This is a genomic window from Terriglobales bacterium (assembly GCA_035561515.1).
In the GTDB taxonomy this organism is placed as follows: domain Bacteria; phylum Acidobacteriota; class Terriglobia; order Terriglobales; family Acidobacteriaceae; genus DATMXP01.
The window spans coordinates 62,862-76,596 of the sequence record DATMXP010000019.1; the positions used below are offsets into that span (position 1 = coordinate 62,862).

14 protein-coding genes are annotated in these 13,735 nt (G+C 53.3%); 7 read left to right on the forward strand and 7 right to left on the reverse strand.

The window, feature by feature from the left end:
- Positions 1-520: 520 nt before the first annotated feature.
- From VN577_08145 to VN577_08165, 5 genes are all read right to left on the reverse strand, one after another.
- Positions 521-970, reverse strand: coding sequence for a hypothetical protein (locus tag VN577_08145; GenBank protein ID HWR14786.1), 450 nt, complete (start codon positions 968-970; stop codon positions 521-523).
- 424 nt (positions 971-1,394) lie between these two features.
- Positions 1,395-1,658 (reverse strand): hypothetical protein, encoded by a 264-nt coding sequence (locus tag VN577_08150; GenBank protein ID HWR14787.1) that lies wholly within the window; start codon positions 1,656-1,658, stop codon positions 1,395-1,397.
- A gap of 137 nt (positions 1,659-1,795) precedes the next feature.
- Positions 1,796-2,455, reverse strand: coding sequence for a Crp/Fnr family transcriptional regulator (locus VN577_08155; protein ID HWR14788.1), 660 nt, complete (start codon positions 2,453-2,455; stop codon positions 1,796-1,798).
- Between the two features lie 103 nt (positions 2,456-2,558).
- The gene (locus VN577_08160) at positions 2,559-3,380 is read right to left on the reverse strand and encodes a GAF domain-containing protein (protein HWR14789.1); all 822 of its coding nucleotides are present in this window, start codon (positions 3,378-3,380) and stop codon (positions 2,559-2,561) included.
- Between the two features lie 438 nt (positions 3,381-3,818).
- The gene (locus VN577_08165; protein ID HWR14790.1) at positions 3,819-4,211 is read right to left on the reverse strand and encodes an STAS domain-containing protein; all 393 of its coding nucleotides are present in this window, start codon (positions 4,209-4,211) and stop codon (positions 3,819-3,821) included.
- 292 nt (positions 4,212-4,503) lie between these two features.
- Between VN577_08165 and VN577_08170 the strand changes: the two genes are divergently transcribed.
- Entirely contained in the window at positions 4,504-4,713 is a 210-nt protein-coding gene (locus tag VN577_08170; GenBank protein HWR14791.1) for a hypothetical protein, read from the forward strand.
- 19 nt (positions 4,714-4,732) lie between these two features.
- On the opposite strand, the gene VN577_08175 is transcribed toward VN577_08170, so the two are convergent.
- The gene (locus VN577_08175) at positions 4,733-4,903 is read right to left on the reverse strand and encodes a hypothetical protein (protein HWR14792.1); all 171 of its coding nucleotides are present in this window, start codon (positions 4,901-4,903) and stop codon (positions 4,733-4,735) included.
- A gap of 402 nt (positions 4,904-5,305) precedes the next feature.
- On the opposite strand from VN577_08175, the gene VN577_08180 reads away from it, so the two are divergent.
- From VN577_08180 to VN577_08190, 3 genes are all read left to right on the forward strand, one after another.
- Positions 5,306-6,133 (forward strand): hypothetical protein, encoded by an 828-nt coding sequence (locus VN577_08180; GenBank protein ID HWR14793.1) that lies wholly within the window; start codon positions 5,306-5,308, stop codon positions 6,131-6,133.
- Positions 6,134-6,417: 284 nt separating this feature from the next.
- Entirely contained in the window at positions 6,418-6,711 is a 294-nt protein-coding gene (locus VN577_08185; protein ID HWR14794.1) for a hypothetical protein, read from the forward strand.
- Positions 6,712-6,721: 10 nt separating this feature from the next.
- Positions 6,722-7,564, forward strand: a complete 843-nt coding sequence (locus tag VN577_08190) for a hypothetical protein (GenBank protein ID HWR14795.1) — start codon at positions 6,722-6,724, stop codon at positions 7,562-7,564.
- A 279-nt stretch (positions 7,565-7,843) separates the two neighbouring features.
- Here VN577_08190 and VN577_08195 read toward each other — a convergent pair whose 3' ends face one another.
- Entirely contained in the window at positions 7,844-8,608 is a 765-nt protein-coding gene (locus VN577_08195; GenBank protein ID HWR14796.1) for a Crp/Fnr family transcriptional regulator, read from the reverse strand.
- A 197-nt stretch (positions 8,609-8,805) separates the two neighbouring features.
- Here VN577_08195 and VN577_08200 point away from each other — a divergent pair, with 197 nt between their 5' ends.
- The 3 genes from VN577_08200 (at position 8,806) to VN577_08210 (ending at position 13,635) form a co-directional block, all read left to right on the forward strand.
- The gene (locus VN577_08200; GenBank protein ID HWR14797.1) at positions 8,806-9,492 is read left to right on the forward strand and encodes a lipid-binding SYLF domain-containing protein; all 687 of its coding nucleotides are present in this window, start codon (positions 8,806-8,808) and stop codon (positions 9,490-9,492) included.
- Between the two features lie 808 nt (positions 9,493-10,300).
- Positions 10,301-12,655, forward strand: a complete 2,355-nt coding sequence (locus tag VN577_08205) for a glycosyltransferase family 4 protein (protein HWR14798.1) — start codon at positions 10,301-10,303, stop codon at positions 12,653-12,655.
- Positions 12,652-13,635 carry a hypothetical protein gene (locus VN577_08210; GenBank protein ID HWR14799.1) on the forward strand — a complete coding sequence of 328 codons (984 nt, stop codon included), beginning with the start codon at positions 12,652-12,654 and terminating at the stop codon, positions 13,633-13,635. Before VN577_08205 ends, VN577_08210 begins: the two co-directional genes overlap by 4 nt.
- Positions 13,636-13,735: the final 100 nt, after the last annotated feature.

A 13,735-nucleotide genomic window follows, 5' to 3' on the forward strand; every position in this document is an offset into this window, starting at 1 on the left:
AGTACCGTTTCGGAACTCTTCGCTCCTGTCAGGAATCGATCCGGCGATTCGCATGGGATCACGGTGACCCGACCAACGATCTCGGCATCCTGTGAGCGGGCGCAGGATGCCAAGCAACTGCGTGACGAGAACACGCGGCTTCTCCGAACAACGCTTTTTGATGGAGGCATCGGCCAAACCTGGTTGCTTAATTTCGATTGTTCGAAGGATGGATTAGCGAGGGTCCGCGACTATGACTAGATTGAGTGAGGGCGTGCCAGATGAGTAGCGACTACGTTCGGACGGCAGCAGGCCTCTGCTCGCTTGGCAATCTAGCAATCTTGAAATCGTTAGCCAAAGTGAATCCCTTACGGAAGAGTCCGCCCTCCCAGCTCTAAACCTCCTGACGAAATCAGATTAGTTCAAGGCAGAAGTGCTAACTGCGAGAGAGAAGCGCGACCCTCAACGGTCGCGTAGTCTACTCTTTGTCCTCACTGCGGGAGCACTAATCCGGAGGTGCATTAGGTTGTAGCCGAAAGGTTTAGGCGACCAACGACCGGTTGAACCCTTGATAGTTGGTGGCTACGCTCGCTCGGCATTCAGTATCTCTTCGTTCTTCTTTCGGCGGATAGACTTGAATCAACCCATGCTTATCGGGGAGCTTTGCGAACGCGCCCTCCTCCCCCATCAAATATTGCAATGTACGCGCGAAGGCTGCGGAGTAATAGTTGTTACTGAAACGTAAGCCAATGGTATGAAACCACAAAGGGCGCAACCAGAACTCACAGACAAGATTCCAGTAGCCTCTGACTGTGGACGCCCATATCAACATAAAATCAAGCGAACCGTCGTGTCCGGTTTGATATTCAATGTGAATCAAGCCTGATTTTGAATCCGGCATCAGTTCATCCCAGTTCTGGGCGACGGCAGATTGCAAGGCGCAGTCGAGCTGTGCCGTTGGTTTCGATAGCGACTCTGAGATAGGCGTCATATTTCCTCCCCTAAGCTGCGCGTACAGTCCATGTTCCTTGTTGTGCGGACGAAGCATACAAAACCAACTCGGCTCGGGTATGACAACCGAGCGAACGCAACAGCCACGAAGTGCAACCGCGGACGACGTCCTCATTTAGACGCAGCTTGTCGGCGATGGCAACATCGCTCAGACCTTCGCCAGCCAGAATATAAATAGGACCGAGGACGCCCAATTTTTCCCAATGACAACGCATGACATACCTCATTCATTTTGTCAGACTCAATTCGTCGGCTTCCGCCGGCTTTTTTTAGAAACAGGCTTTCGCACCTCAGCAGCGCTACTCCAGTTTCGATCGAATGCTCCTTGCAGCAAGCGGAGGGGCGGTGCTACGAAGAGCTCGTACAGCAGAGACCTGAGAGGATGCTCCATTAACAGGGAGAAGCTATAAACTTAATGAGCCCTCCGCCTCCATTTCAACGATGTCTTGAGGCAGGCTAGATTGACGAACGTTGGGACAGCCCTCGTCATCCATGCGCAGCCAAGCTTCTTCATCGCGGCGTCGCTCCGCACGTCGTTCGCCGAATCGGCTGCCATCGCTATGTTCAGCCCTGTCGGACGCGGCTTTCATGATCGCCATCCTTCGCCAGCACTCGCGAAGCAATGCAACAAACGAATTGTTCATAACCGATCTTTTGAAAGTGGACATCGAACCCTCCTCGATGTTGCGTTTGTTACGTCCGATCCGGGACCGTCCTACTATTAGGTTATTCACTGAACATGAGAATTTCTGAGCAATACTGCTCAGCATGGCCACAGTCATGGGCGGTTAATTAGAAGGGAATGCTACGTCTGCTCCTGGAGGAGAAAAGTGCGCAGTTCCCTGTGCACCTGCAAGCTGCCGTTATAGCTGATCAATCCCAATTTTCGAAATCGGTTCATGAAGTAACTCACTCTGGAGCGCGTTGTTCCAACCATCTCTGCAAGCGTCTCCTGGCTTACCTTAAGGAGGACCGGCTCTGGGTTCGATTGCAGTCCGAAACCAGCCAGCATCAACAAAATTCTGGCTAATCGTTTTTCGCTGGAGTTGAAGATTTGATCTACAAATTCCTCTTCGATTCGGCCAATTCGGGAGAGCAGATACGAAATAAACAGTTTTGCAAAGGCGGGCTCCTGGTGAATGGTGCGAACCATGGCCGCCCTTTTTACGCGGGAGATCGTCGAGGTGTGAATCGCTGTTGCGGTAGATACCCGTAGCGAATCCTTGGCGAGACAACTCTCCCCAAAAAAGTCGCCGTGCCGCAAGATGGCGATTACAGCTTTTTTCCCATGCTTGGACTCGACCGTTAGTTTTACATTGCCAGACCGGACGTAATACATGGCATCAGCTTTGTCGCCCTGCGAGAAGATCGACTGTCGATTTCGGTAATCTTGTGTGGTCGCTTGGGTCTTAACCCTCTTAAACAAATCTTGAGGATCGAAAGCAACCGAAGTTTGCCCGACCATAGTTGGCTCTTGGAGCGACAAAGTTCCAATCCGTATGTCAAGCCTAGAAGTCGAACGATCGTTGCGCTGGTCAAAAAAGCTCACCTGAACACAAAAATTTCAGCTAGCCAGCGAGCCTCGATCCTTGAGCGGCGGCACGATCGCTTCTTCGAAGAGCGTCTGACGACGCCGATGCAACACGCTTGATTTCTCCTTCCAGCACCCCTAGCAATTCCGTCCCATTTGTGCTGAAGTCACCTTCGTTCTTCAACCGGAATAGGGATAGCAAGGCTTCCTGAAGCGGATTGTTGATATGGTGAGCCATCGCCTTGGTCACGTTGATAGCAGCAGAAATCTTCTCTGCTTTCTCTGTCTTCTGCTTCAGGTAAATCGCTCCGAACGTAAAGGCTGCGAGGCTGCCCATCACTCGCACGTCGTGGAGGTCAAAGCTGCGGCGATCACTGTGTGAAACCACCCAGATCGTCCCCATTGGACCACCCTGAACTCCCCATGGAAGAAGCAATGCCTCCACAAATGGCAGAGGGGCATCGTTGAAGTATGGGTAAGCGCGTGCCAGGTCGCGCATTAACGTCGGCTGATTGTGATCCACACATATACCGCACGGACTGAAATCTCTAGGAGTAGTACCACCTGCCCAGTCCTTCAAATCGCCTGCCATCGTGATCCAGCGAAAGACCGCTCTTCCTTCAGCGTCAGTGGACTCCATGCTTATCCCTACCGTGTCTGCCTGGCAGAGCCTTCGGGCTACTTCCACCAATCGATCAAGAAATCGGTTCGGATCCGAAATAAGGCATTGCGCTAGTTCGTGGAAGGCTTCGTTCTCTTCTTTCGGATTTGCGACCCGGCACGGGCGATAAACAAGTTGTGAGGTGAAAATAACCGCCGAAGGAGAAAACGTAGAAGCGCTGTTCCGTTCCTTTTCCATGATCAACCTTCTAATCTGAAAATGCAGAAACTTTTCCGCGGAGAGTGCCGACTTTCATCGTGAGACTACGGAATTGGCGGCGGGAAAACTGGTCAAAACAGAACAGGTGTGCCCAAAACTTTCACAGGGCCGTTTGTGCCCCAAGGCGTGGGGAAAACCTTTGGACGCATTTAGCATGCCGGCGGCGACTACGCAGTGTCTTCGAGGATCACTCCGCGACTGGTTCCTTTGTCGGGGCTCTGGCAGTTCCCGCAACTTGCAATGTGATGTCGCAGCGCTTTTCGGGCGTGATCAGTATCTCGACGCAACAAGACTAAGACTTGCCCATCTGGATGGCCCTCACCAGTGCGTGTGGCTGCAAGGCTGCGTCGATCGACAAGCATCCTCAGTTCACGTGCCATCGAAGCCAGGGCGATGGTCCGTAGACGTTCGGCTAGTTTACATTCCATATCCGCGCCTTCCTGCAACGCTCGGATCACCAAGGAGCGGTTTCGCTGAGAAGGAGAGGATCGCTGAGGTCTCATCCTCCCTGACGTCGAAAACAGAATAGAGCCTGGTAATCTCCAGCAGCGTTCGGACCTTCTTTGTTAGGTTGAGCAACTTCAACTCGCCTCCGGACTTGCGAAGGCCCGTGAACGCAGCAACAAGTTCGCCAATTCCGGAGCTATCTATATAGGGAACCTCGCGCAGATTCAGCAGGACCATTTTGTACCCTTGGGCCACCAGGCCGCCGATAGCACTCTTGAAAACGGCGATATCGTCGCCGAGGGTGATGCGGCCGTCCATATCGAGAATGGTTACGCCATCAACAGCGCGAAAATTGATCTTCACAATAGCTGCAGCTTTCCTTTTAGGTTAGTCATGGATTCACAGCGAAGGCTCCTTCACTACTTGCCCCGGTCGCTTGTCTTTTCTTTGGCGAGCTTACGGCGAGGGAAAAGTCAATGACGTATCGGACCGGGTTTGCACAGAACAGGCAGGGTGCTTCCTGTATTTCCTGTATGTCTTCAAGCAGGACACTCAGTGGAAACGAACGGAGGCACTGCGTGCAGGCCAGCACAATGAAGGGCACTCCTTGCGAATCTTTACCATTACTTGGTTTCCACACCGGAGCCGATTGGCGATGGTGATTAATCGACTGCTGCTTCGAGGTCCGAATCAATTCAGCGACAATGCGCAGGAGTTCTTCTGGCCGACCGCGGCCCTTGGCGTAACACGCATCGGCGATGATACCGCCGGGTACGTGGTCGCCCGACTCGTACGCTCCACTGATCGCGACGATCGGAATTTCTGGAAAGCGGCGGCGAACAACCGAAAGGAACTCGAATCCTGACATGCGCGGCATATTGAGGTCAGAGATCACGATATCCGGTGTCACCCTGTTGAGTTGCAAAATGGCATCCAAGGCCATCCGCGGCAGTACTGACGTCATATCCTGTGGCCCTCAGCAACAATGCAATGTTTTCGCGAACGGCTGCTTCATCGTCGACAAGAAGGATCAGGTGCTTTGGGGCGTTGTTCATAACACATTTCCAGAAAACCGGATTTTGGAGGGTCGATCTTCCACGAGATTGCCTTTGTGGAGCCATGACTTTCAAGTGAGCGCTACACCCCACCACTTTTCAATAATTCCACGTTCGAAAACACTCGCCTGTTCAATATTGACCAGTTAGTAAGTTTTTATCCGGGGGTACGCTTCGCAGATGTTCGGCGTTCTCGATTCAGGGTTAACGGGTGAGCAATCGTGATCAGACCCCTGAACTGGCCACCTGTTATACGTTGATGCAGATGAATATGTCGCCTTGCACGATGTCGCCTACAGAATGTGGCTGCGTGTCGTTTGATTGCTGATGGTTTCGTCGGTAGTGCGCCGACGCTTCCTTTGGCATTTCCTCAACAGATCAACAGAAGGATCGGAGTTCCAAGTGAAAATCAATTTGCGACCAACAATATGGATGACTGCCCTGGCAGTCGCCATCGCCGTGTTCGGAATACCGCAGCTCGCCGTCGCGTTTCAGTCACAGTCGGGCTATGACCATGGCCAAGGACACAAAAAGAACAATGACAACAACTCTGCAAGCAACCACAATTACCAGCGTGGGCTAAGCGACGGCCAGTCGGATGGGGCGAATGGTCGAGCGCACCAGTATCGAATTCACCCGGACAACGATGCCGATGGGCGCGCTTATGAAAACGGTTACGACGAAGGCTACCAAAACAGCAACCGTCGCAGTGCCTCCGATTGGGACCGTGATCGGCAGGGTAGCTATGAACAAAACCAAAGTCCCGGCTACCAGATGGGATTCAGGGACGGGAGTACCGACGGTCGCAATGACCGTCATGCAGGTCGCAAATTGAAGTACGGTGCCGGGTACCAGCATCCCGACCGCGGTTACAACTCCACCTACGGCAACAAGCAAGCCTACGAGCAGCAGTATCGCAAGGCCTACCAACAGGGCTACAAGCAAAGCTACGACGGGCGCGGAACCTATCGAGATGGATATTGGCAGTATGGGAATGAACAAAGTCGAAGTCCCGGCTATCAGATGGGATTCAGGGATGGCAGCACTGACGGTCAGAACGACCGCAACGCTGGTCGCGCCTTGAAATACGGTCTCGGATACGAGCACCCAGACCGCGGTTACAACTCCAGCTATGGGGACAAGAAGGCTTACGAACAACAATACCGCGAGGCCTACCAACAGGCTTACCAGCAGAGCTACAGTGGGCGCGGTCACAACGATGGCAGATAGAGGAATGCACCCGGGCGGATGGTCAGCCTAGACATGGCCATCTGCCCGGCAGTCCACCTGAAGCTGCACCTGCGAATAGCTGGTGGACGAGCCACCATCAAAAATAAGCGCAACCCTCACATGCGAAAGCTGATCAATAATGACCAGTATTCGAAATCCCAACAGTCGATACTTACTATGCCCACCGGGTGACAGCACGTGATGAGTGACAGCACGCGATCGCAGCGCTTGTGAAGTGTACACATGAATTGAGGCTCAACATGCTGTTGGAATGGATTCTTGGAATGGCTTCTCTCGACAGTCTGTTCGGATATTCAGCCCGCGAGTGTGCGGCAACATTGCTTGCTGTGTGGGCAGTGGCCATCGGCGTTTTTGTTTGCTCCAAGTCTGCCGAAAAATTGATTTGGATTCCGGTACTTCTTGGCATCGCTGGCGTGCTCGGATCAATTGTTGTGCTTGCTATCCCTGCGAAATTTACTCTGGAGGCAAACGTGGTCACCCTGGCCTTGTTCATCGTCTCATTCGGAATGTTGAAGAAGCGCCACCCGGCGACTGCAGTTGTGCGAACCCGTAGGTGAAGAGCTTGCCATGAAAACGTATCTCAAGAATTATTGGATCGTGCCCATTTCTTTCGGCCACTACTTTTGTTTGGATTTCTGCTGCCTGCTACTGTTGATGCTCGTAACGCTGTGGCCTGCAAGCGCCCAGCAACCGAGCACCCCGCCTTATGCAGATGCTGTTCCGCTCAGCGCAGAGCAAGTGGTACACAACCTCGTCCAAATGAATCTTCATCGCGCACAAGCGCTCGACGGATTCCAGGGGACAAGGATCTATCGGGCTGAGTACCGGGGATTTCCAGGTGATCGAAGCGCCGAGATGATAGTGAATGTCAGCTACGTGTCGCCCGCAACGAAGGAATTCAAGATTCGCTCTGCAACTGGATCCAAGCTAATCATCGACAAGGTATTCATGAAGTTATTGGAGGCTGAAAAAGAAGCCCTTGATTCGGAAATGCAGCGACGCTCCGCTCTCACTGAAGATAACTATAGGTTCACTCTGATTGGGCTCGAAGCCGGGCTCTCCGGTTCGACGTACATGCTTCAAGTAGAGCCTCTCAGAAAGGACAAATACCTTTATCGTGGCCGAATCTGGGTTGATGCCGTGGACTTTGCAGTAGTGCGATTGGAGGCAGTGCCTGCAAGAAATCCTTCCTTCTGGACCAGGAGGTCAGAAATCGTGCAGCTTTATAGCAAGTTCGGTGACTTTTGGCTACCCGCTTCCAATCACAGCATCAGCACTATCCGGCTTGGAGGTCACGCGGACTTGACCATCGGTTACACGGATTATGAAATCACAGGCACCACTAGGGTCAGCAGCTTGCCGATGCACCGATCGTCTTCCCACATGGGAGCCGTTCGTGCGCAGGAGTAATGTCTCTGCGCAGACGAGCAATCGAATCCGCCTGAAAGGAGACTCGGAGCATGGCAGACACAGGTGAAAACCAGCAGATAATCGGACGTGCAAACGCTAACGCAGCAGAGATGGTTCGCGCGTCACAAAAGTTGGTTGCTAAGAAACGGTCAACTGCAAGAGCGAGCAATGATGTGTTTAGGGATAAGGCGAAGGGTTCTCGGCGAAAGATGAGAGAGAGCAAACAACAAAGCCCCAGCACGGATCCGAAAGCGTCGAGGACGAGGCTATTTGCGTCGCTTAGTCATGAAGCACGACGCTCACAAGTGAACTGTGAACGTGCATGCCCCCGCCGTTGTAGTCAATGAAGCCCAGATCCCTGAACCGATTCAGAAAGAAACTGACCCTCGATCGGGTCGTCCCGATCATTTCGGCTAGTGTTTCCTGGCTCATCTTCGCGATAATCGGTATCGGTTTGGATTCCTGGCCAAAGTTCGCAAGTAGCAGGAGGAGGCGGGCAAGCCGTTTTTCGCTGGAATTGAAAAGGTGGTCCACAAGGTCAGCTTCCATGCGAATATTCCGAGAAAGCAGGTAAGCTAGAAAGCGCTCGGCAAATTCCGGTTCTTTATGGAGCAAGCCTAACATTACCGGCTTCTCCACTCGGATAATGGTGCTGCGCTGGACGGATCTCGCGGTGGACATGCGAACGGGTTGGCCGGCCAGACACCCCTCGCCAAAGAAGCTGCTTTCTTGGAGGATCGCAACAACGGCTTCCTTACCACGCTTCGATACAACTGTGAGCTTCACTTTGCCGCTCTGGATGTAGAATACCGAATCCGCTGCATCGCCTTGCGAAAAGACGGTCTCATCACCTTGATACTCCTGACTGGTTTTTCCAGCCCTGAGCTTTGTCAGGACGAGGCTGGGATCGAATGCAACGCTCCGTTCAGGCAACGCGAAAGCCGCTGGACTGGGCACCATTTCGCGAGTTGCTGCCGGGTGAACTGCGGTGCGGCTAGCCGAAGACTTCCGGCGCTTGCGAACAGCGCTGTGTCTGGTCGCCATAGAAATCTCCCACGCCAGCGAGCACAAAAACTCGCCTAGTACTTAAATTCTAACGCATTGCGAAACTCTTGATTGAGCACTATTGCTCAGAATTATTTCTGTGATCCAACTAAGGTGAGAAATACCCTTGTGAATGCGCTCGAAAGGTAAGAAGCGCTGCACAGGGGCAGAAAAAGGTGCGAGATTTGAAGAAGCTTATGTTGTTAGTTGCATTGCTGAGTATGGCTGGCCTGAGTTGGGCGGACACAGATCGCGAGTCATCGACTGATCGTCTAGACAAGGCAGGCAAAGTTCTCCAGGAAATTATGGCTGCGCCGGATAGCGGCATCCCGGAAGAGGTGCTGGAACATGCAAGGTGCATAGCCGTGGTACCGCACATGATTAAGGGTGGTTTTGTGTTTGGCGGGCAGAACGGCAGAGGCGTAGCTACATGCCGAACCGCGTCCGGATGGAGCGCACCAGCATTCTTTGCCATCACTGGCGGTAGCTGGGGATTGCAGATCGGTCTCGAGGGTGTGGATCTGGTGATGATTATTCAGAATGAAAAAGGGATGCAGCGGTTGTTAGCCAGCAAATTCCAACTGGGAGCAGATGCGTCGGCTGCGGCTGGGCCAGTAGGTCGTCATGCGTCAGCCGAAACCAACTGGAAGCTGGAAACCGAGATACTGACCTACTCGCGAGCCAAAGGCGCTTTTGCTGGGCTTACCGTGAACGGCGCTTCGATTCGTCGAGATGACGATTCCATGAAGGCAATTTATGGGCGTCATGTAACGACCAAGTCCGTTTTGCTGGGCAAAGTTGCGGTACCTGCCGTAGCTCAAACGTTCCTCGATGCAGTGCGCGGCGCCAAGGCGCAGGCCGTAGCTGAGGCTGGAAAAGACTAGTTCACTTCGAAATGCGCTAGGCACCCGAGGAAATGTCAGGCCTCGGGTGCTCACGTTGTGCAGAAGGTAAGCGAATATGCTTTGGACGATCCCAATTCTCCTCTGATCTTACTTGGGTTAGGCCTACATGGGGCGGCTTGATCCACTACTGTTTGTCTTTGCGCTTGTAGCCCTAACTTCAACCTGATAACTGGACGCCGCAAGCGACGTAAGGGAGGGCGTAGTTGTTCGCAGCAGGAAGTTCCTCTGTGTGGACTCACCCTTGTTTCATCGTTCGTTGTAGGTGCGATCAGTCGCGGCAACGAAACAAAACTAGGATCAGCCTTTGTCGGCCTCAAACGATTCCCTCTCCACCGTAACAACAATTTTTTCACGGCGGCGGGCGCTCCTCGATTGTGACCCCTTAAAGGAAGGCATCAAATGACAACAAGAGAACAAATGACAAGGGAAGAAACGGAATTTCGCAAAAGCGTCGGATTCACGCATACCCTGCCGCCGAATGTAATAACGGCCCTATTCGCGTGTCCAACATGCAACTGGCCTATAGTCACCTCGATGTTCACAGAGAAGAGCAAGGGGGTCAGCCTTCATGAAGCGGTTTTTGAGTTGGTGTGCGGAGGATGCAAATGGAGCGGCGCAATGCTGGGGCGCGACCTTGTAGATAGCATGGTTAACGACTGGACAAGTCACAAGGTCCTCATTTCCCCTATCACAAACACAGGAGAAACGAATGTTGTTACAAGAAAGAGCATCGCTTGCCAGCCCACTGGCTCGACTTAAGGTACTCAAGCCACGGTTAGAAAAAAACTTGGCAACGTCCTTAGGTTTGAGATCCAGTGCTCCGCTTCCAAGCCGAATAGCGGTGATCGGAAACTACCTCCCGCGACAGTGTGGAATTGCGACCTTCACCACGGACCTGTGCGACGCCATCGGTGCGGAATACGACACAACCCACCTTCTGGCAGTTCCGGTCACCGATCCGGAGTCGCGATACAGCTATCCCGCACGCGTCCGATTCGAGTTGATGGAAGGCGACCCTTCCTCCTATGAAGATGCCGCAGATTTTCTTAACTTCAGTAATGTTGATCTTGTCTCTCTTCAGCATGAGTACGGAATTTTCGGAGGTCCCGCGGGCAACCACATCTTGCGATTACTGCGGCGTCTGAAGATGCCGGTGGTTACGACGTTGCATACGGTTCTCCGCGAGCCAGATCCCAATCAACGTGCCGTCATGGACGAGATCGCGGCGCTGTCAGACCGGCTTATTGTCATGAGTGAACGCTCCTCGAGATTCCTGCGGGATGTGTTCGGTATCCCAGAGGAAAAGATCGACCTCATTCCTCACGGTGTTCCCGACCTTCCCTTCGGCGATCCGAATTACTACAAGGACTCCTCCGGAACCGAAGGCAAGGCAGTATTACTTACGTTCGGACTGCTATCGCCCAACAAGGGAATTGAAAAAGTCATTGAAGCGCTTCCACACATCGTTGCCCAACATCCAGAAGTCGTCTATGTGATCGCAGGTGCCACACATCCGCATATCCGGCGCCGCGAAGGCGACCAGTATCGGCTTCAGATGCAAGCCCTGGCGAGGAAGCTTGGCGTCGAACGCCATGTGATATTTCACAACCGGTTCGTGACTCCGGACGAAATGGCCCAGTTCGTCGGCTCGGCGGACATTTACGTTACTCCTTATCGATACGAGGCCCAAGCCGTGTCCGGTACGTTGGCATATGCGCTAGGTGCCGGCAAGGCGATCATTTCGACTCCTTACTGGTATGCGACCGAACTTCTGGATGGCAACCGCGGGGTCCTGGTCCCGTTCGGAGATTCAAACGCGATCGCAAATGCAGCGGTTCAACTTTTGGACAATGAAGCTTCTCGTCACGCTATGCGCAAACGCGCTTACCTGTACGCACGAGATATGGTCTGGAACAAGGTCGCGCATTCCTACATGAACACGTTTGTCCGCGCTCGCTCTGACCGTATGCAGACGCCTCGTATCGCGTTCTCAGATCTGAACGCCAAAAGGACGCTGGATAGGTTGCCGTCTATAAAGTTGGACCAACTAAATCGAATGACTGACCACACCGGGCTCTTGCAGCACGCAGTATTTTCAGTGCCGAATTACCGGGAAGGCTACGCTACCGACGACAATGCTCGCGCGCTGATTGTGGCTGTTCTGACGGAACAGCTTGGAATCACTGCCACTTCTGAGTCTGCCAAGTTGGCATCGTGCTATTTGGCATTTCTATGGCACGCGTTCAATCCGGCGACAGGCCGGTTCAGGAATTTTCTCAATTACGAGCGTAAATGGCTCGAAGCCGAAGGATCGGAGGACAGCCACGGCCGCGCATTGTGGGGATTAGGAATCGTTTTGGGACGGTCGAAATCTCCAGGCTTAAGAGGCACAGCAGGCCGGCTCTTTGAGTCTGCTGTGCCCGCGATTCGCAGCTTCAGCAGTCCCCGCGCGTGGGCCTTCTCCGCATTGGGCCTGCAGGAATACCTTGACTGCTTTCCTGGGGACAGAGCGGCTCTTCAGACAAGAGACGAGATGGCACATCGATTACTCGGTCTTTATGCTTCCACCCACTCACCTGGGTGGAATTGGTTTGAAGATGTGCTCGCATATTCGAACGCGCGATTGCCACAAGCGTTAATAGCCTGCGCGTCGCGCGCATCAGACAAAGTGATGCTTGCATCGGGTCTCGAATCGCTGGATTGGTTTGTCTCCATGCAACACTGCGAAACGAAGGGACACTTCGTGCCTATTGGGTCACAAGGCTTTTACCGCAAGGGCGCAGAGAGAGCCCGCTTCGATCAGCAACCCATCGAGGCAGGAGCTGTCGTCTCTGCCTGTCTGCAGGCTTTTCGAGCCACTGGAGATGACCGCTGGCTGAAAGAGGCGTGGTCAGCGTTCAACTGGTTCCTTGGAGATAACGATCTGCAGATCGTCCTTTACGATTCCAGCACTGGCGGATGCCGAGATGGGTTGCATCCCGACCGCGCCAATGAGAATCAGGGCGCGGAGTCAACTCTTTCATTCCTGATGGCCCTGTTGGAGATGCGTCTTCTGGAAGACGCTGACATTCCAAAAGCCAAGCATGAAGTGCGAGCCGGCTCGGTTGGTTTTAAGAGCCCCATCTTGACGGAGGTTCAATGAGCGTGGGTAAGAAACATGATGAGCCCTTGCTTCATCGCCATCCTTCTAACCCGATTTTGACGGGCAGAGACTGGCCATATCCAATTAATAGTGTCTTTAATGCAGGCGCAACGCTTCTTGAGGATGGATCGACCTTGTTGCTCTGCCGCGTTGAAGATCGGAGAGGACTGTCACATCTTTGCGCTGCGCGCTCTGCAAATGGAGTGGACGGCTGGCTAATCGATAGCAAGCCGACCTTAATGCCCAGCCCAGCGGACTATCCGGAGGAAATCTGGGGCATCGAGGATCCTCGCATCACCTTCGTGCCTGAGTTGAAGCACTTTGTGGTTACCTACACCTCGTATTCTCGAGGTGGTCCCGGAGTCTCTCTGGCTCTCACCAAAGACTTCCGTAGTTTCGAGCGATACGGCGTCATTATGCCGCCGGAAGATAAGGACACAGCGCTACTACCCCGGAGAATCGATGGCTATTGGGCACTTATTCATCGACCGATGACAACGCTCGGCTCTCACATGTGGATTTCCTATTCTCCGGACCTGCGACATTGGGGCAGACACAGGCTGATGCTGGAAGCACGTCGTGGTGCCTGGTGGGACGCAAACAAAATTGGTTTATCACCGCCTCCAATCGAGACTTCCAGAGGGTGGCTCGTGCTGTACCACGGAGTGCGGCATACGCCTTCGGGGTGCCTGTATCGATTAGGCTTGGCTCTCTTTGATCTCGAGAAGCCGGACAAATGTTTGCTCCGAGGAGACTCGTGGATCTTTGGGCCCGAAGCTGAATACGAGCGGCACGGCGACGTCAATGATGTCGTCTTTCCCTGTGGATACACGATGAACGCCGACGGTGACACGATCAATCTTTACTACGGAGCTGCTGACTGTTCGATCGCCTTGGCTCGGGCCAGTGTGCGGTCCTTGCTGGCTTGGTTGGACTCAAACGCAAGCTGCGAGCGGCGTCAACGTGCGCAGTATCAATGAAATTCCTGCGTTCGATTTTTCAAATCTTGTATGGGTGCCATCACAAGCACCTGAGCCGCGTGTTCACGATTAAGAAACGGACTTATCGCGTCTGTCTTGA